This window comes from Streptomyces sp. NPDC001415, from assembly GCF_053597395.1.
In genome coordinates this window covers 51328-68915 of record NZ_JBSFIE010000033.1, presented here as the reverse complement: position 1 = coordinate 68915, position 17588 = coordinate 51328, and the positions used below count along the sequence as shown (strand labels likewise).

Here is a 17588-nt window from a genome sequence, read left to right as displayed (position 1 = left end):
CAACTGGCCGCCCCGGGAGGCACCTTGTCGCGTGGAATAGTTCGTTCCGGTCGTTTCGCCCTGCGCCACGTCAACGGCACCGGGCTGCTCATCGCGGTGCTCGTGGCCACGCTCGGCGCACTCGCCTTTCCCGTCTGGTCGTACGCCGACCGGGCGGGGACTCCGCAGGCCAACCTCAACTCCTCGTCCACGCCGACCCCTTGGGGTCCGCTGTCAGCGACCGACCGGGACTTCGTCACCAAGGTGCGGCTCGCCGGCCTCTGGGAGGGGCCGGCCGGGCAGCAGGCACAGCAGCGGGCGCCCAGTGCGGCGATCAAGGCGGCCGGGGACCATCTCGTCATGGGGCACGCGGCGCTCGACCAGCACGACCGCGACGTCGCCGCGAAGCTCGGGATCGAGCTGCCGAGCCAGCCCAACGCCCAGCAGCAGGGCTGGCTGCGCCAGCTGACGGCGGACACCGGCACCGCCTACGAGCGGGACTTCGCGAACCTCCTGCGCGCCGCCCACGGCAAGGTGTTCGCCCTGGTCGCCCAGGTCCGCGCGACCACCCGCAACTCGCTCGTACGCGACCTCGCGACGGACGCCAACAACACCGTGCTCGACCACATGACGATGCTGGAGGCCACCGGCCTGGTGGACTTCGACGCACTGGCCACCCCCAGCTGATCACCGGGCCCGGCAACCTCAAATCAAGCTCTGAACGTGCCCCGCGCGGGATTCGGCGGCGGGGCTCCGGGCCATGAACCTGTCCATGAAGCATGTGGGCATCGGCATCGGCATCGGCTGGCGGCCTGAGATCGCTCAGGCGGTGGAGAGCTTCGACGGCATCGACTGGGTCGAGGCGGTCGCGGAGAACCTCTGCCCCGGACACCTCCCGGACTCACTGGTGCGCCTGCGCGAGCGCGGCGTCACCGTCGTGCCGCACGGTGTCTCCCTCGGTCTCGGCGGCGCCGAGGCGCCGGACGCGAGCCGCCTCGCCGAGCTGGCGGCCCGGGCCGAGGCGCTCGGCTCCCCGCTCGTCACCGAGCACATCGCGTTCGTGCGCGCGGGCGGCGCGCTCACCGCCTCGCCGCGCCTGGAGGCGGGCCACCTCCTGCCGGTGCCCCGCACCTGGGACGCCCTGCGCGTCCTGTGCGAGAACGTCCGCATCGCCCAGGACGCACTGCCGGTGCCGCTCGCCCTGGAGAACATCGCGGCCCTGATCAACTGGCCCGACGATGAGTTGACGGAGGGTCAGTTCCTGGCGGAGCTCGTCGAGCGCACCGGGGTCGGCCTGCTCATCGACGTCGCCAACCTCCACACGAACCGGGTGAACCGCGGCGAGGACCCCGCGAAGGTCCTCGACGGGCTGCCCCTGGAGGCGATCGCGTACGTCCATGTCGCGGGCGGCGTCGAGCGCGAAGGCGTGTGGCACGACACCCACGCCCACCCCGTGCCCCGGCCGGTCCTCGACATCCTGGCCGAACTGGCCTCGCGAGTGACCCCGCCCGGGGTGCTCCTGGAGCGGGACGAGGCGTTTCCACCGGCGGCGGAGCTGGCGGGTGAGCTCGGCGCGATCCGGGCGACGCTCGCGTCAGCGAAGCCCCCGGCTCCGGCCCCGGCCCCGCCCCTGTCCCCGTCCCCGGCGGCGCCGAAGACCCCCGGCGCCCCCGCGGATGCCGGCCGGTCGCGCGAGCGTCTCGCCCTCGCCCAGACCGCCCTGCTCTCCTCGCTCACCGCGGGTACGCCCGCGCCCGCCGGGTTCGACGGGCCTCGGCTTCGGGTGCAGGCCCGCGCGCTCGCGACCAAGCGGGCCGATGTGGTGGCCAAGGTGGCGCCCGAGCTGCCGCGGATCCTCGGCGACGGATACCGGGAGGCGTTCGCGGCGTACGCCAAGTCCCGCCCTTTGCGCGGCGGTTACCGCCAGGACGCCCTGGACTTCGCCCGCTTCCTGCTCGACGCCGGGCTGCCCGCCGACGCGCCGGCCCGCCGCGCCCTGGCCCGCTGGCGGAAGGAGCGGGCCGGCGCCAGGCCGCCGGGGCGGGCGGCGCGGCTGCTCCGCACGCTGACCCGGGCGGCCTGAGCCGGGGCCAATGGGCCGGGGCAGCACGGCCCCGCACCTCGGGCCGGACGCCGCTCAACCCGTCAACGTACCTCGTGGGCAAGGGAGTTGAACGGAACTCCCTTACCACGTGACGACCCCCACACCACCCGGCCACCTATTTCACGAAACCGCCTCCGGGATCAGCGGAACCCGCACTACCGTGCGGCACCGCACCAGGAGGCATCCATGCGTCGCTCGTTGTCCGGTACCGGGCTCGTCGCCATCGCGCTCGCGGCGACCCTGCTCGCGCTGCTCTTCCCCCTCTGGTCGTACGCCGACCGCTCCGGCACGCCGCTCGCGGATCTCAACGCCACCACCGTGGCCACCCGTTGGGGCCCGCTGTCCGCCGCCGACCGGGACTTCGTGGTCCGGGTGCGGCTCGCCGGACTCTGGGAGGGGCCGGCCGGCCAGCAGGCCATCGAGCGGGACCCGGGCGCCGCGGTCAAGGCGGCCGGGCAGCACCTCGTCGACGGGCACGCCTTCCTGGACGCCCGCGTTCGCGAGGTCGCGGCCGACCTCGGCATGGAGCTGCCGGACCAGCCCAACGCCCAGCAGCAGGGCTGGTTGAGACAGTTGACGGCGGACACCGGCACCACCTACGAGCGGGACTTCGCCAACCTCCTGCGCGCCGCCCACGGCAAGGTGTTCGCCCTGGTCGCGCAGATCCGGGCCAACACCCGCAACTCGCTGGTGCGCGGGCTCGCCGACGATGCGAACACGACCGTTCTGGACCACATCAAGATGCTGGAGGCGACCGGGTTCGTCGACTTCGACGCGCTCGCGCGGGGCGCCGCGACCGCGAGCCCCACCGGGCCGCCGCCGCCCACGCCCGGCGCCACCCCGACGAGCCCGGCGCCCCTCACACCCCCGCCGTCCGACCGCTCTTCCCCGTCGTTCCCGCTGCCCCCGGCCGCCTCCCGGCCGAAGGACGAGGCGTCCCCCGAGCCCGCCTCCCACAATCCGTAACGAAGCGATAACCCGACGCCCATATCGTGGACAGCCTGTGGCGGCGAAGCGTCAACTTCGCATACAACTCGGCCATGTTCTGGGTCCTTTTCCTTCTGCCGGCGATCGTCGCGGCCGGGTTGTCCTGCGGCCGTCTGTGCCTCGCGGCCGTCGCCGCGGCCCGTCCCCAACCGCGGCCGGAGGGAGAGCGGGACCTGTCCTGTTACGAGGCCGCGTTCCTGGCGGGCGGCCCCTACCGGGTCGCCGACCTGACCCTGGTCTCCATGCACCACGCCCGCCGGCTGCTGCTGGCGCACACCGGCTGGGCCACGGTCGTCGACCCCGAGGGCCGCGACGACCTGGAGCGGTCCGTCCTCGCCGCGATCGGCCCCGGCGGCCAGGAGCGGATAGCGGCGATACGGGCCGGCGCGGCCGCGGCCGACGCGGTGCGCTCGCTCGCCGACCGGCTCGCCGGAGCCGGGCTCGCCGTGCCCGATGCCGTGCGGTCCGGGGTCAGCGCCTCGGTGCGGGCGGTGCGCAGCGCCACCCTGCTGATCACCGTGCTCGCCGTCAGCGCGCTGCTCCTGCCGGGGCAGGGGGACACCGGGCGGGGCGAGATCGCCGCCTGGTTCGCGCTCCCGCTCGTCCTCACGCTCGGCTGCCTCGTCATCGCCCGCGTCGAGATCCATCCGTACACCCGCTGGGCCTCGCCCGACGGCCAGCGCCTGCTCGGCGGGCTCGACCCGGCGGGCGATCCGCTCACGGCGGTCGCGGTGCGCGGCCTTCGGGCGGTGGACGATCCCCGGCTGCGCAGCGCCCTGACGAGCGGCCACTAGGCTCATCGGGGTCAATGACCGAGCCCGGAGCGGCCCCGCTGCTTTACTTCACCCCGTGCGAAGTATCCCCTTTCGATCTGTATGTACTTCTGTAGTACCGCGGCATGAAAGGGATGCACCGTCGATGAGAGCTGTAGCGCTGTACGGAACCCTGGGTTCCCTCGTCCTTTCCGCCCTCGTCGCCGCCCCCGCCGGCAGCGCCGAACCGCTGGATGCCGAGGCCCGGGGCGTGGCGGCCGTCGCCCGGCGCGCGGCCGAGACCCCAATCACCTTCGGCCGCTGCCCGGCGTCGGAGTCGCTGCCCGCCTCGGTCCAGTGCGGCACCGTCAAGGTCCCGCTCGACTACGCCAACCCGACGGGCCGTCAGATCGCCCTCACCGTCAGCCGGGTCAAGGCCAGGGCCAGGCGCGCCGATCGGCAGGGCGCCCTGGTGTTCAACCCGGGCGGGCCCGGCGCGTCCAGCATGTACTTCCCGATGGTCTCCGCACTCCCCGGCTGGAAGCGGATCGCCGCGGCGTACGACCTCGTCGGCTACGCCCCGCGCGGGGTGGCCCGCTCGGCTCCGCTGTCCTGCCAGGACCCGGCCGACTTCGCCAAGGCCCCGACCGAGTCCCCCTCGAACCCCTCGGATTCGTACAAGAAGGAGCGGATCGCGCAGGCCCAGGCGTACGCCCAGGGCTGTGCGCGCAACGCCGGGGACGCGCTGCCCTTCTACAACAGCATCAACAACGCGCGTGACCTGGACGTGCTGCGGGCCGCGCTGGGCGAGAAGAAGCTGACCTTCCTGGGCTCCTCGTACGGCACCTACTTCGGGGCGGTGTACGCGACGCTGTTCCCCACGCACATCCGCCGGATGGTCTTCGACTCGGTGGTCAACCCGGATCCCCAGCAGATCTGGTACCGCAACAACCTCGACCAGTCGCTGGCCTTCGAGAGCCGCTGGCAGGACTTCCGCACCTGGGTCGCCAAGCACGACGCGGTCTACCACCTGGGCAGCACGGCCGAGGAAGTGCTGGAGAGCTACGAGAAGGTGCGGGCCGGGCTGACCCGCCAGCCGGCCGGCACGGTCGGACCCGCGCAGTTGCAGGCCGCGATTCTCAAGGCCGGGTACTACGACGACTACTGGTCGAGCCGGGCCACCGCCCTGTCGGAGTACCTCAAGGGCAATACCAAGCCCCTGATCGAACAGGCCGCGCCCAAGCCGGAGTCGGCGCGCGGCGACGAGAACGGCAACGCCGTCTACACGGCCGTCCTGTGCAACGACGCAGCGTGGCCGACGGACTTCGGGACGTGGGACCGCGACAACAGCAAGCTCGCGGCGGTCGCGCCGTTCGAGACGTGGGACAACGCGTGGATGAACCTGCCGTGCGCCTACTGGCCGGCCCCGCAGCAGAAGCCGGTGGACGTGCGGGCCGAGGAAGGGACGCTGCCGCCGACGCTGATCCTGGCTGCCGAGCGGGACGCGGCGACGCCGTACAACGGGGCGCTGGAACTCCAGCGGCGGCTGCCGGGCTCCGTACTCGTCACGGAGAAGGGCGCCGGTACGCACGGCATCGCGGGCGGCGCCAACGCGTGCGTGAACGGCTATCTGGAGGACTACCTGGTCAACGGTCGGACGCCGGTGCGGCGCGCGGAGTGCGCGCCGCACCAGGAGCCGAACCCGGTGTCGCTGGACGAGCGGACAGCCGGCAGGCCGGGGCATGTGATGCCCGCTCTCTGATCTTCCGGGTCAGGGGCGACCGGGGCCCGCTCGCGTGGCGCGGGCCCTGGTCACCTGGTCTTCGCTAGGCCAGCCCGGCCACGAGGTCGGCCACGCTCTTGCGGCGCCCGGTGTAGAAGGGCACCTCTTCACGGACGTGCATACGGGCCTCGGAGGCGCGCAGATGGCGCATCAGGTCGACGATGCGGTGCAGTTCGTCGGCCTCGAAGGCCAGCAGCCACTCGTAGTCGCCGAGCGAGAACGAGGCGACCGTGTTGGCCCGCACGTCGGGGAAGCCGCGGGCCATCTTGCCGTGGTCGGCGAGCATGCGACGGCGGTCCTCGTCGGGCAGCAGGTACCAGTCGTAGCTGCGCACGAACGGGTACACCGACACGTAGTCGCGGGCGTGCTCGTCGGCGAGGAACGCCGGGATGTGCGCCTTGTTGAACTCGGCGGGCCGGTGCAGCGCCATGTTCGACCACACCGGTTCCAGGGCGCGGCCCAGCTTGGTGCGGCGGAACAGGTTGTAGGCGCTCTGGAGCTCGTCGGAGGTCTCCGCGTGCCACCAGATCATGATGTCGGCGTCCGCGCGCAGACCCGACAGGTCGTAGGTGCCGCGGACGGTGATGTCCTTGGCGGCGAGCTGGTCGAACAGCTCCTGGACCTCGTCGGCGTAACCGGCGCGGTCCTCAGGAAGTACGTCGCGCAGCTTGAAGACAGACCACAGGGTGTAGCGGATGACCTCGTTGAGGTCCTTCGCCTTCTTCCCCGCGTTGGGAATCTTTTCCGGAGCAGCACTCATGTGGCTATTGTCCCGCGTCACTCTGGGTGTTCTGCGCCAGGGTCGACGTGGCGATGATCTCGTCCGCGGCCCGCTGGGCGCTCGCGACGCACGCGGGGATGCCGACGCCGTCGTACGCGGCGCCGCAGACCCGCAGTCCGGGCAGCTTGGCGACCTCCGCGCGGATGCGGGCGACCTTGGCGAGATGGCCCACCGGGTACTGCGGAAGCCCGCCGATCCAGCGAGTGACCTCGGTCGCGACGGGCCGGGCGGACAGGCCGACGGCCTCGCCGAGGTCGCCGAGCGAGACGTCCACGAGATCGGGGTCGTCCCAGTCCAGATGCTGTTCCTCGCCGTAGCGGCCGATCGAGGTACGCAGCACGAACAGGTCCGAGCCGCGCTCCTTGACCCACCGCCACTTGTGCGAGGAGAAGGTGGAGGCCTTGATGGTGCGGCCGTCCACCGGCGGCACCAGGAACCCTGACCGCTCCTCAAGCCCGGCCAGGTCCGCGCGCCGGAAGGCGAGCGTGACCAGGACCATCGAGGCGTACTCGACGTCGGCCAGCTCGGCCGCCGCGACCGGCGACTCGGCGGCGAGCAGCGCGGAGGCGGACCAGGCGGGCGTGGAAAGGATCACGCCGTCGGCCTCGATGAGTTCCGAGTCGGTACGGATCTGCCAGCCGGTGGCGGTCCTGGTGAGGTCGAGGACCGGGGTCTCGGTGCGGATCTCGCCGCCCTGGGCGCGCACCGCGTCGGCGACCGCGCCGGGCAGGGTGCCGAGGCCGCCGTCGAGGCCCGCGAAGACCGGCCCGGTCTGCTGCTTGGCCGCGGCCTTCGCCTGGATGTCCCGGACGCCGTCGAGCAGCGAGGCGTGGGTGCGGGCCGCCTCGAAGAGCTGGGGCACGGCGGCCCGCATGGAGATCTTGTAGGCGTCGCCCGCGTACACGCCGCCGAGCAGCGGCTCCACCAGGCGGTCGACGACCTCGCGGCCGACCCGCTTGGCGACGAACTCGCCGACGCCGATGTCCTCGCCGACCTCGGTCGGGGCGAGCTCGTGGTCCTGTGCGACGCGGGCCAGGCCCTCGGCGGAGAGGATGTCGTGGAGGGTGTCGGGCCGCGCGGGGACGCCCATCACATGGCCCTTGGGCATCGGCCGCAGGGCGCCCCGGGTCCAGATGGAGGCGGCCGCGGTGGCGGGCGGCTGGAGCCGGTCGCCGAGGCCCACCGCGCGGGCGAGGTCGACGCCTTCGGGGCGGCGGGCCAGCATCGACTCGGCGCCGAGGTCGACGGGCGCGCCCGCGATCTCCCCGGCGAGCAGCTTGCCGCCGAGCACCGCGCTGCCTTCGAGCAGGGTCACCCGGGCACCGGCCCCGAGCAGCCGGTGGGCGGCGGCGAGTCCGGAGATTCCGCCTCCGACGACGACGATGTGCGGGGCGCGGGTGACGGCGTTGTCCATGCACCCACTGTCTCAGACCTCGACGGACGACCTGAAACGAGTCCCAGATCCTTGATCAACTCCCTTTCGGCGCAGGCGAGTTGACCGGACCGTGGGGCCAACACCCGAGAGGCCACCGGCCGGGCTGGGAATTCCGCGCTCCCCCGGTACGTATCTTCACCAGGAGAAGGCGGATCCGGAGCGGCTCACGATCGGAGGCAACCCCCATGGCGGCGGAGCGACTGGTGGTCATCGGCGGTGACGCGGCGGGCATGTCCGCCGCCTCGCAGGCCCGCAGGCTGAAGGGCCCCGAGGAGCTGGAGATCGTCGCTTTCGAGCGCTCCGGCTTCACCTCGTACTCCGCGTGCGGCATCCCGTACTGGGTGGGCGGCGACGTGCCGGGCCACGACGACCTGATCGCCCGTACGCCCGAGGAGCACCGGGCCCGCGGGATCGATCTGCGGATGCGTACGGAGGTGACGGAGCTCGATGTCGTGGGCCGCCGGGTCCGGGCCCGCGACCTGGCGTCCGGGGCCGAGGAGTGGACCTCGTACGACAAGCTCGTCATCGCGACGGGGGCGCGTCCGGTGCGGCCCGCGCTGCCGGGGATCGATGCCCCGGGGGTGCACGGCGTGCACACCATCGACGACGGCCGGGCCCTGCTCGAAAGCCTGGAGGCGGCCGGGGAGCGGCGCGCGGTGGTGGTGGGCGGCGGCTACATCGGCATCGAGATGGCGGAGGCGATGCTCGCCCGCGGCTTCGAGGTGTCGCTGCTGACCCGCGGCCCCGAGCCCATGCACTCGCTCGACCCGGACATGGGCCGGCGGGTCACCGAGGCGATGGAGCGCTCCGGGATCCGGGTGGTCACGGGCGCCGAGGTCACGAAGGTGCTGACGGCGGAGTCGGGGCGGGTGCGCGCGGTGGCGACGGACTCCGCCGAGTACCCGGCGGACGTGGTGGTGCTCGGCCTGGGCGTCACGCCGCGTACCGAACTGGCCCGCGCGGCCGGTCTGCCGCTCGGCGTCGCCGGCGCGCTGCGCACGGACACGTCGATGCGGGTGCGCGGGCACGAGGACATCTGGGCGGGCGGCGACTGCGTCGAGGTGCTCGACCTGGTGTCGGGCCGGCACCGCCACATCGCGCTCGGCACGCACGCCAACAAGCAGGGCCAGGTCATCGGCTCCAACGTGGGCGGCGGGTACGGCACGTTCCCGGGTGTCGTGGGCACGGCCGTCACCAAGGTGTGCGAGACGGAGATCGCCCGCACCGGGCTTCTGGAGAGGGAGGCCCGCGAGGAGGGCCTCCAGTACGTCACGGCCACCATCGAGTCGACCAACACCGCGGGGTACTACCCGGGCGCGGCCCCGATGACGGTGAAGATACTGGCCGAGCGGCGTACGGGGCGGCTGCTCGGCGCCCAGATCGTGGGCGGCGCGGGCGCGGCCAAGCGGATCGACATCGCGGCGGTCGCCCTGACCGCCCGTATGACGGTGGATCAGATGACGGCCCTGGACCTCGGGTACGCACCGCCGTTCTCGTCGGTGTGGGACCCGGTCCTGGTGGCGGCACGCAAGGCGGTGTCGGCCCTGCGCGCCGCCGGATAGGGACTAGCGCGCCGTCTGCTCGTGGACGTACGCGACCAGGCGGGTCAGCGCGTCCGGGTCCATCGACGGGAGCACGCCGTGGCCGAGGTTGAAGACGTGGCCCTCCAGGCCCGCGGCCGCGTCCAGGACCTCGCGGGTCTTCGCCTCGACGGCGGCGGTCGGGGCGAACAGGACGGCCGGGTCGAGGTTGCCCTGGAGCGCCTTGCCGGGGCCGACGCGGCGGGCCGCCTCGTCGAGCGGGACGCGCCAGTCGACGCCGACGACGTCCGCGCCGGCCTCGCCCATGAGGCCGAGCAGTTCGCCCGTGCCGACGCCGAAGTGGATGCGGGGCACGTCGTAGGAGGCGACCGCGTCGAAGACCTTCGCCGAGGCCGGCAGGACCGAGCGCCGGTAGTCGGCGGGGGCGAGCGCGCCCACCCAGGAGTCGAAGAGCTGGACCGCGGAGGCGCCCGCCTCGATCTGCACCTTGAGGAAGGCGGCGGTGATCTCGGCGAGGCGGTCGAGCAGGTCGGCCCACAGCTCCGGGTCGCCGTACATCATGGCCTTGGTGTTCTCGTGGTTGCGGGAGGGGCCGCCCTCCACGAGGTAGCTGGCCAGCGTGAACGGGGCGCCCGCAAAGCCGATCAGCGGCGTGGCGCCGAGCTCGCCGGTCAGCATGCCGATCGCCTCGGTGACGTAGTGGACGTCCTCGGGCGTCAGGTCGCGCAGCCGCGCGAGGTCGGCCCGGGTCCGGATCGGCTCGGCGACGACGGGGCCGACGCCCGGCTTGATGTCCAGGTCGATGCCGATGGCCTTGAGCGGGACCACGATGTCGCTGAAGTAGATGGCCGCGTCGACCTTGTGACGGCGCACCGGCTGGAGCGTGATCTCGGTGACCAGTTCGGGCCGCATGCACGACTCCAGCATGGGGATGCCCTCGCGCACCTTCAGGTACTCCGGCAGCGACCGCCCCGCCTGGCGCATGAACCAGACCGGCGTGTGCGGGACGGCTTCCCGCCTGCACGCCTTGAGGAACGCGGAATCGTGCGTCTTGCTGTTCGGCTGGCCCACAGGGCGGTCGTTGGCGCTCACGCCCAGAATCTTCGCATGTGGCCGCAAGCGGCTGCCCCGGGCCGGGTGTCCCTACCGGCGCCGGGCGCTCGTTCCGCCTAGTCTTCCCCGCATGGCTGCCGCTCAGGGACGAACTTCGGATGGCGCTGACGGCAGGGAAGCCGCGGACGGGTCCACCGTTCCGATCTCCTTCCGTCAGGCCGTCGACGCACTGCGGACGGCGCGACTGCGCCCCGAGATCGAGGTGGACGAGACCCGTCCGCCGCAGCGTCTCGCGCCGCACGCCTACGCCGTGGAAGCGGCGGTCGTCGAGGGCGAGGACGACCTGGCCGACGGCCGGCTCGTCCTGCTGCACGACCCCGCCGGGCACGACGCCTGGCAGGGCACCTTCCGCCTGGTCACGCTCGTACGGGCCGAACTGGAGCCGGAGATGGCGGCCGACCCGCTGCTGCCCGAGGTCTGCTGGTCGTGGCTGACCGGCGCGCTGGACGCGCGCGGCCTCTCCTACGGAGAGGCGAGCGGCACGGTCACACGGGCCGGCTCACACTACTTCGGCGGGCTCGCGGAGCGGCTTCCGGCGACACAGATCGAGATCCGGGCGTCCTGGACGCCGCGCGAGGGCCTGGGCGGGGTGCCGGACACGGCGGGCCACCTCGCGGCCTGGTGCGATCTGCTGTGCCAGGTCGCGGGCCTGCCGCCGGCGTCGGGTCCGACCGAGGCGGGCAGCGGGGTCGTCACCCTGCCGCAGCGCCGCGACCCCCGCTGACGTACCCCTTCTCGTTCCTGACGGCCTGCGCCCCGCCCTCCGGTGGGGCGCAGGCCGTTTCCGCGGGCCCCCGCTCGGGTCCGCGCGCCCCGCCGACCACTCGACGATCGAGCATCCGTCCGAATTGCCCTAAATGTTTCTCACCAAATCGTGATCATTCTCTAAAGGCCGAAGGGTTTGGTGCCGAAGAGGTTTGTGACCCTAACTGCACGGTTCGCCCCGGCTTCATCCCCGAGCCGGCTTCGTCCCGCACCTTTCCAGGAGGCCTGGTGTCCGTTCTTCTTGAGCAGCCCGCAAGCCTGGTCGCCTACCGCCCGAACAAGCCGACGGCCATGGTCGTCGTTGCCGACCCCCGAGTCCGCTCCACCGTCACCCGGCACCTGTGGGCGCTCGGAGTACGTGACGTCATCGAGGCGTCGTCCATCGCGGAGGCCCGTCCCCGCGTCGGCAACCCGCGCGACATCTGCGTTGCCGACGTCCACCTGCCCGACGGTTCCGGGCTGACCCTGCTGTCCGAGACCCGAGCCGCCGGCTGGCCCAACGGCCTGGCCCTGTCCGCGGCGGACGACATCGGCGCCGTGCGCAACGCCCTCGCGGGCGGTGTGAAGGGCTACGTCGTCACCGGTACCCGTACCAACGTCGGGCACCCCGGCCGCCCCGGCGCCGCCCCCATCGGCGCCGCGGCCGCCCGGATGCACCGCCGCCCCCCGGGTGCCCCGAGCCACCCGGGCGGCTACCGCGAGCTCTCCGGCCGCGAGGTCGAGGTGCTCCGGCTGGTTGCGGAGGGCCAGTCGAACAAGGCGATCGGCGTCTCCATGGGCCTGTCCGCTCTGACCGTCAAGTCCCACCTCGCCCGGATCGCACGCAAGCTCGGCACGGGTGACCGCGCCGGCATGGTGGCCGTCGCGCTGCGTACCGGAATCATCCACTGACTGGTTTACGACCCTCGCTCGCCCGTCGACGGAACGTTCCGTCGACGGGCGACGTGCATACACAGATACCCTTGACAGGTGACCGACGCCCATAAGACCGCAGCAGAGACAGCACTGCGAACCACCGGGGGCGCTCCCCCGGACGACGTCGACAAGGCGCCGATTCCCTTGCTGGAGCCCCGAGAGGGCATTCCGCCTGTCGTTGCCACCGATGAAGCACTGGCCGAAGTGGTCGCCGCGTTCGCGGCCGGCACCGGCCCCGTGGCCGTGGACGCCGAGCGCGCGTCCGGCTACCGCTACGGGCAGCGCGCCTACCTCGTGCAGCTCCGCCGGGAGGGCGCGGGCAGCGCGCTCATCGACCCCGTCGGCTGTCCGGATCTCTCCGCCCTCGGGGAGGTGCTTTCGGACACCGAGTGGATCCTGCACGCCGCCACCCAGGATCTGCCGTGCCTGCGCGAAATAGGCATGATTCCCTCCCGGATCTTCGACACCGAGCTCGCCGGGCGGCTCGCGGGCTTCCCGCGCGTGGGGCTCGGCGCGATGGTCGAGAGCGTGCTCGGGTACGCCCTGGAGAAGGGCCACTCGGCGGTCGACTGGTCGACCCGGCCGCTCCCCGAGCCCTGGCTGCGCTACGCCGCCCTCGACGTGGAGCTCCTGGTGGATCTGCGCGACGCGTTGGAGAAGGAGCTCGACCGGCAGGGCAAGCTGGAGTGGGCCCGCGAGGAGTTCGACGCGATCGCCTCCGCGCCGCCCGCGCCGCCCCGCAAGGACCCCTGGCGCCGCACCTCCGGCATGCACAAGGTGCGCAGGCGCCGGCAGATGGCCGCCGTACGCGAGCTGTGGACCGCCCGGGACAAGGTGGCTCAGCGCCGTGACGTCTCGCCGGGCAAGGTGCTGAGCGACTCCGCGATCATCGAGGCCTCGCTCGCGCTGCCCGCGCACGTGAACGCGCTGACCGCGCTGCCCGGCTTCGGGCACCGGATGGGCCGGCGTCAGCTGGAGCAGTGGCAGGCCGCCGTCGACCGGGCGAAGGCTTTGGCGGAGGCGGAACTGCCGCAGCCCGGCCAGCCGTTGCAGGGTCCGCCGCCGCCGCGTTCCTGGGCGGACAAGGACCCGGCCGCGGCCGCCCGGCTCTCGGCGGCCCGCGCGGCCGTCTCGGAGCTCGCCGAGCGGCTGAACATGCCGCAGGAGAACCTGATCACCCCGGACACCGTGCGCCGGGTCTGCTGGGAGCCGCCGGGCGACCGCTCCGAGGCCGCCGTCGCCGAGGCGCTCGCGTCCTACGGTGCCAGGCGCTGGCAGATCGAGCAGGTCACGCCGCTGCTCTCGGCGGCGCTCACGGACACCCCGGCCAAGTCCTGACCCACTGAGCGAGTCGGGCCCGCGGCACCTCCATGCCACCGCGGGCCCAAAATTCCCCAAGACCGGACCGTATCCAACAGGCTCGAACAGCTTTAGGCTGTGCGCCGCATCAGATTCTTTCAGTGCACCGCACCACGGGAAGGAATGACATGCGCACGCCATTACGTGCGGCGGCTCTCGCGGTCACCACCGTGCTCGCCCTGGGCGCCGCCGGCCTCACCGCCACCGCGCCCGCCGCACAGGCCCGCCCCAAGGCGCCGACCGCCGCCCACACCGTCGGCCACGACGACCACGCCTTCACCATCGACGGCAAGCCGCTCTCCATCTGGTCCGGCGAGTTCCACTACTGGCGGCTGCCCAGCCCCGACGCGTGGCGCGACGTCCTGCAGAAGATGAAGGCGGGCGGCTTCAACGCCGCCTCCATCTACTTCGACTGGGACTTCCACTCCCCAAAGCCCGGCGTGTACGACTTCACGGGCGTCCGGGACGTCGACAAGCTGCTCGACATCGCGCGGGAGGTGGGGATCTACGTCATCGCCCGCCCCGGCCCGTACATCAACGCCGAGACCGACGGCGGCGGCTTCCCCGGCTGGCTCGTCACCCAGAAGGGCAAGGCCCGCACCACGGCGCCCGACTATCTGGCGGCCGCCGACGAATGGCTCTCCAGGATCGACCCGATCCTGGCCCGCCACCAGCTGACCAACGGCACCGGCACGGTGATCGCCTACCAGGTCGAGAACGAGTACTACAAGGACACCACCGACGGCCACGCCTACATCAAGCACCTCGTCGACAAGGCGCACGCGGACGGCATCACGGTGCCGCTGACGGGCAACCACAACGGCGTGTTCGCCAAGGAACTCGACATCGACGGGCACGACTCCTACCCGCAGGGCTTCAACTGCTCAAGCCCCGACACCTGGCGCTCCCTGCCCGATCTGTCCGGTGCGAAGAAGAGTGACGAACCACTGTTTCTGGCCGAATTCCAGGGCGGCTCCTTCGACCCGTGGGGCGGCCCCGGCTTCGACAAGTGCCGACAGCTCACGGGCGGCGACTTCGAGAAGGCCGCGTACGAGAACAACATCGCCTCGGGCGCCACGATGCAGAACTTCTACATGGCCTACGGCGGCACCTCCTGGGGCTGGCTGCCCTCGCCCGGCGCGGTCTACAGCTCCTACGACTACGGCGCGCCGATCCGCGAGGACCGCCAGCTCAGCGAGAAGTACCTGGTCGACAAGCGGCTCGGATACCTGGTGCAGTCCGTGGCGCCGCTGACGAGGACGGAGAGCGCGACGGCGGGCGCGCCCGACAACGCCGCCGTGCTGCGCCGCGACCGGCGCAACCCCGACGACGGCACCACGATCACCGTCGTACGGCACAAGGACGTCAACAACAAGGCGAAGGACACCACGCACCTCGCGCTCGGCGGGTTCGCGTCGGTGCCGCAGGAGCCCGGCACGGCGCTGACGGTCGAGGGCCGCGACTCGAAGCTGCTGGTGTCCGGCTATGCGATGGACCACCAGAAGTTGAGGTACTCGACGTCCGAGCTCATGACGCACGGGACGTTCGGCGCGCGGGACGTGGCGCTGCTCTACGGGCGGCACGGGCAGGACGGCGAGAGCGTGCTGCGGTACGCCGCGCGGCCCGGCGTGAAGGTGCTCAGCGGGCAGGTGAAGCAGACGTGGGACGCGGCGAGCGGCGACCTGCGCCTGAACTACACGCACGACGGCCTCACGCAGGTCCTCATCACTCCGCCCGACGGCTCAACTCCCCTGCTTCTCCTGCTTGCTGACGATGCGACAGCTGATACGTACTGGCGGCTCGACACCCCGCAGGGGCCGGTCCTGGCGAGCGGTCCGGAGCTGCTGAGGACCGCCTCGTACGACAAGGGCGTACTGAAGCTCACCGGGGACACCGACAAGGCGGCCTCGCTGCACGTGCTGACCGGCACGCCCGCGACGTCGGTCACGTGGAACGGGCGGCCCGCGCCGGGCGCGCTCGACACGACGGGGAGCGCACTGGACGGCCCGAAGCCCGTCTCCCTTCCCACGCTGGGGAGTTGGAAGTTCCAGCGCGAGACTCCTGAGGCCGCGCCCGGGTTCGACGACGCGGCATGGCGGGCCGCCGACCAGCCGGCGCTCTCGGCGGACGACTACGGCTTCCACGCAGGGTCCATCTGGTACCGGGGCCACTTCACGGCCGCCGGGTCGGAGTCGGCGATCCAGGTCAACGCCAGCACCGGCAAGGGCGGTTCGTACTTGGTGTGGCTGAACGGCACCTATCTGGGCAGCTCCGCCGACGGGGCCCATCGGTTCGCGGTGCCGGGCGGGGTCCTGAAGGCGGGCAAGGACAACGTCCTCGCGGTGCTCGCCGCCGACATGGCGCACGAGCAGGACTGGTCGGCCGACGACAGCCACAAACAGCCGCGCGGCCTGACCTCGGTACGGCTCGTGGGCTCGGCGAAGCAGATCGGATGGCGGCTGCAGGGCGCGCTCGGCGGGGAGAACCTCGTCGACCCGGTGCGCGGGCCGCTCAACACCGGTGGCCTGTATGGCGAACGCCACGGCATGCACCTGCCCGGCTACCCGGACGGCGGCTGGCCTTCCGCCTCTCTGCCCGACACCCGGGCGGGCGCTGCCGGGGTCTCCTGGTACCGCACCGGCTTCGACCTCGACCTGCCGCAGGGCCAGGACGTACCGATCGGCCTGACGATCTCGGACGACAAGGCGAAGCACTACCGGGCGCTCGTGTACGTGAACGGCTGGATGGCCGGCCTGTACGTGAACAACCTCGGGCCGCAGAAGTCGTTCCCGGTGCAGCCCGGCATGCTGCGCACCCACGGCCACAACACGGTCGCCATCGCGGTCATCGGCGAGGACGCGGCCGGGGACGGGCTCGGGAAGGTGACCCTGGACGCGTACGGGAACCACACGACGCCGCTGCGGTACGGCGACATCGCCTCGCCTGGCTGGTCGGCGACGACCAATCGCGATCCTCAGGCGAGCGCGGATGTACGGATCGCGGCGCCGGACGCGATCGCGCGGGGCGCGGCGGGCGAGCTGACGGCGTCCTTCGCGCCGCGCCGGACGGCGGCGCGGGATGCCTCCCTGTCGGTGCGGCTTCCGGACGGGTGGACGGCCTCCACGCCGCTCACCCAGCAGCTGGGGGACGTACCCGCCGGGCGCACGGTGACGCACACCTGGAAGGTGACGGCGGCGAACGGTTCCGGGCCCTGGTCGTCGGTGCTCTCGGCGGCGGCCCGCTACCGGGGCGGCACGGCGTCCGCCGCCGTGGGCGTGGCTTCCCCTCCCCCGGTGCCCGGGGCCGGGGCGCACGCCGTCTCCGACCTCGACTTCACCGCGACGAACGGGTGGGGTCCGGTGGAGCGCAACACCTCCAACGGCGAGGACGCGGCCGGTGACGGACATGCGATGTCCATCGCGGGCGTGCCGTACGCGAAGGGCCTCGGGGTGCATGCCGATGGCGACGTGACGGTCTTCCTCGGCGGGGCGTGCTCGCGGTTCACCGCGTCGGTGGGGGTGGACGACGAGACGGGTGACGCCGGGTCGGTCACCTTCTCCGTCCTGGCGGACGGGCGTCCCGTGGCTACGACTCCGGTGCTGCGGGGGCGGCAGGCGGCGATGCCGCTGGCTGCGGATGTGTCCGGGGCGCAGGTGGTCGACCTCGTCGTGACCGACGGGGGTGACGGGAACGGGCTGGACCATGGGGACTGGGCGACCCCCATGCTGACCTGCGGCTAGCCCGGCCGCCACGCCCTGGGGCTCCGCCCCAGACCCCGTTAGGGCCCCCACCCCGCCCCTCCCCTGAACCCTTCGGCGGCTGGCACCGAGGGGTGGTGGGTCGGGTGCGGATCATGCGTGGCCGGGCGCGCAGTTCCCCGCGCCCCTCACAGCACCGGGTACAGGCATACCCGGCCCGTCCGGCGATTGAGGACGAGCGCCCTTCAGGCGCGAACGGGGGTCCGGGGGCAGCGCCCCCGGGGGCGGTCGGCAGATGCATCCCACCCCCGGAGGGTCTAGGGGAGGGGCGGGGTGGGGACCAATCCGGGGTGTGACGTTCGCCGCTCCCGCCCCC

13 protein-coding genes are annotated in these 17588 nt (G+C 72.5%); 10 read left to right on the top strand and 3 right to left on the bottom strand.

Annotated elements, in window-relative coordinates; all coding sequences use genetic code 11:
* Positions 1-60 precede the first annotated feature (60 nt).
* From ACWC2B_RS31120 to ACWC2B_RS31100, 5 genes are all read left to right on the top strand, one after another.
* Complete coding sequence (locus ACWC2B_RS31120; protein WP_450722476.1) at positions 61-666, top strand: DUF4142 domain-containing protein; 606 nt, start codon at positions 61-63, stop codon at positions 664-666.
* Positions 667-760: 94 nt separating this feature from the next.
* Positions 761-2062, top strand: coding sequence for a DUF692 domain-containing protein (locus ACWC2B_RS31115; RefSeq protein WP_450722474.1), 1302 nt, complete (start codon positions 761-763; stop codon positions 2060-2062).
* Positions 2063-2269: 207 nt separating this feature from the next.
* Positions 2270-3049, top strand: a complete 780-nt coding sequence (locus tag ACWC2B_RS31110) for a DUF4142 domain-containing protein (protein WP_450722439.1) — start codon at positions 2270-2272, stop codon at positions 3047-3049.
* 74 nt (positions 3050-3123) lie between these two features.
* On the top strand, positions 3124-3864 hold the full coding sequence (locus tag ACWC2B_RS31105; RefSeq protein WP_450722437.1) for a TIGR04222 domain-containing membrane protein: 741 nt from the start codon (positions 3124-3126) through the stop codon (positions 3862-3864).
* Positions 3865-3988: 124 nt separating this feature from the next.
* Positions 3989-5584, top strand: coding sequence for an alpha/beta hydrolase (locus tag ACWC2B_RS31100; protein WP_450722435.1), 1596 nt, complete (start codon positions 3989-3991; stop codon positions 5582-5584).
* Positions 5585-5648: 64 nt separating this feature from the next.
* Here ACWC2B_RS31100 and hemQ read toward each other — a convergent pair whose 3' ends face one another.
* On the bottom strand, positions 5649-6365 hold the full coding sequence (hemQ, locus tag ACWC2B_RS31095) for a hydrogen peroxide-dependent heme synthase (RefSeq protein WP_399493710.1): 717 nt from the start codon (positions 6363-6365) through the stop codon (positions 5649-5651).
* Positions 6366-6369: 4 nt separating this feature from the next.
* Positions 6370-7800: a protoporphyrinogen oxidase gene (gene hemG, locus ACWC2B_RS31090; RefSeq protein ID WP_450722433.1), complete on the bottom strand. Its 1431-nt coding sequence runs from the start codon at positions 7798-7800 to the stop codon at positions 6370-6372.
* Between the two features lie 206 nt (positions 7801-8006).
* Between hemG and ACWC2B_RS31085 the strand changes: the two genes are divergently transcribed.
* The gene (locus tag ACWC2B_RS31085) at positions 8007-9383 is read left to right on the top strand and encodes an FAD-dependent oxidoreductase (protein WP_450722431.1); all 1377 of its coding nucleotides are present in this window, start codon (positions 8007-8009) and stop codon (positions 9381-9383) included.
* A gap of 3 nt (positions 9384-9386) precedes the next feature.
* Here the strand turns inward: ACWC2B_RS31085 and hemE are convergent, their stop codons facing one another.
* Positions 9387-10454, bottom strand: a complete 1068-nt coding sequence (gene hemE / locus ACWC2B_RS31080) for a uroporphyrinogen decarboxylase (RefSeq protein WP_450722430.1) — start codon at positions 10452-10454, stop codon at positions 9387-9389.
* Positions 10455-10545: 91 nt separating this feature from the next.
* On the opposite strand from hemE, the gene ACWC2B_RS31075 reads away from it, so the two are divergent.
* From ACWC2B_RS31075 to ACWC2B_RS31060, 4 genes are all read left to right on the top strand, one after another.
* On the top strand, positions 10546-11199 hold the full coding sequence (locus tag ACWC2B_RS31075) for a DUF3000 domain-containing protein (protein ID WP_450722428.1): 654 nt from the start codon (positions 10546-10548) through the stop codon (positions 11197-11199).
* A gap of 269 nt (positions 11200-11468) precedes the next feature.
* Positions 11469-12131, top strand: coding sequence for a helix-turn-helix transcriptional regulator (locus ACWC2B_RS31070; protein ID WP_053729434.1), 663 nt, complete (start codon positions 11469-11471; stop codon positions 12129-12131).
* 78 nt (positions 12132-12209) lie between these two features.
* Entirely contained in the window at positions 12210-13493 is a 1284-nt protein-coding gene (locus ACWC2B_RS31065; RefSeq protein ID WP_450722426.1) for an HRDC domain-containing protein, read from the top strand.
* A 149-nt stretch (positions 13494-13642) separates the two neighbouring features.
* The gene (locus ACWC2B_RS31060; RefSeq protein WP_450722424.1) at positions 13643-17254 is read left to right on the top strand and encodes a beta-galactosidase; all 3612 of its coding nucleotides are present in this window, start codon (positions 13643-13645) and stop codon (positions 17252-17254) included.
* Positions 17255-17588 lie beyond the last annotated feature (334 nt).